Source organism: Methylopila capsulata, from assembly GCF_016907975.1.
In the GTDB taxonomy this organism is placed as follows: Bacteria; Pseudomonadota; Alphaproteobacteria; order Rhizobiales; family Methylopilaceae; genus Methylopila; species Methylopila capsulata.
Window position 1 is genome coordinate 1 of sequence record NZ_JAFBCY010000008.1, and the last position, 1,565, is coordinate 1,565.

Here is a 1,565-nt window from a genome sequence, read left to right on the forward strand (position 1 = left end):
GCGAAGGCGCTGGGGCTTTCGGGCGACCTCGCCAAGCAGGCGGGCTCGGTGGTCGAGAAGCTCTACGGGGCGTTCGTCGCGACCGACATGGCGATGCTCGAGATCAACCCGCTGATCGTGACCAAGGACGGCAAGCTGCGCTGCCTCGACGCGAAGGTGACGTTTGATTCGAACGCGCTCTACCGTCATCCGGAGCTCGCCGAGCTGCGCGACCTGACGGAGGAGGACGACAAGGAGATCGAGGCGTCGAAGCACGACCTCGCCTACATCGCGCTCGACGGCACCATCGGCTGCATGGTGAACGGGGCGGGGCTGGCGATGGCGACGCTCGACATCATCAAGCTCTACGGCGAGGAGCCGGCGAACTTCCTGGACGTCGGCGGCGGCGCGACGGAGGAGAAGGTGACGGCGGCGTTCAAGATCATCACCGCCGATCCTCAGGTGAAGGGGATCCTCGTCAACATCTTCGGCGGGATCATGAAGTGCGACGTGATCGCGCGCGGCGTGATCGCGGCGGTGAAGACGGTGGGGCTTCAGGTCCCGCTGGTCGTTCGGCTTGAGGGCACGAACGTCGAGGAAGGCAAGCGAATCATCGCCGAGAGCGGGCTGAACGTGCTGCCGGCGGACGACCTGGACGACGCCGCGCAGAAGATCGTGGCCGCCGTGAAGAAGGGGGCCTGAGCCATGTCGATCCTGATCGACGCGACCACCAAAGTCATCTGCCAGGGCTTCACCGGCAAGAACGGCACGTTCCACTCCGAGCAGGCGATCGCCTACGGGACCAAGATGGTCGGCGGCGTGGCGCCGGGGAAGGGCGGGCAGACGCACCTGAACCTTCCGGTGTTCGACACGGTGCGGGAGGCCCGCGAGGCGACCGGCGCCGACGCCTCCGTGGTCTATGTGCCGCCGGCGGGGGCTGCGGACGCGATCCTCGAGGCGATCGCGGCGGAGATCCCGCTTGTGGTGTGCATCACCGAGGGCGTTCCGGTGCTGGACATGGTGCGGGTGAAGCGGGCGCTCGAGGGCTCGAAGACGCGGCTGATCGGGCCGAACTGCCCGGGCGTGGTGACGGCGGGGGAGTCGAAGATCGGCATCATGCCGGGCAACATCTTCAGCCGAGGGACGGTGGGCGTGGTGTCGCGGTCGGGGACGCTGACCTACGAGGCGGTGTTCCAGACGACGCGTGAGGGCCTCGGCCAGACCACGGCGGTGGGCATCGGCGGCGACCCTGTGAAGGGGACCGAGTTCATCGACATGCTGGAGATGTTCCTCGCCGACCCGAAGACCGAGCAGATCGTGATGATCGGCGAGATCGGCGGCTCGGCGGAGGAGGACGCGGCGCAGTTCCTGGCGGACGAGGCGAAGCGGGGTCGCAAGAAGCCGACGGTGGGCTTCATCGCGGGCCGCACGGCGCCTCCGGGCCGGCGGATGGGGCATGCGGGCGCGATCATCTCGGGCGGCAAGGGCGGCGCGGACGACAAGATCGCCGCCATGGAAGCCGCCGGCGTCCGGGTGAGCCCAAGCCCCGCACGGCTCGGAAAAACGCTCGTGGAATTGTTGAAGGG

Annotated in this window: 2 protein-coding genes; both read left to right on the plus strand. The window is 68.2% G+C overall.

Annotation, left to right across the window (positions count from 1 at the left end; translation table 11 throughout):
* Window positions 1–681 (plus strand): succinate--CoA ligase subunit beta (locus JOD31_RS19390; protein ID WP_428980921.1); only part of this gene is annotated, 681 nt, incomplete at its 5' end.
* A 3-nt stretch (window positions 682–684) separates the two neighbouring features.
* A partial coding sequence (gene sucD / locus JOD31_RS19395) for a succinate--CoA ligase subunit alpha (RefSeq protein ID WP_204952081.1) occupies window positions 685–1,565 on the plus strand: 881 nt, incomplete at its 3' end.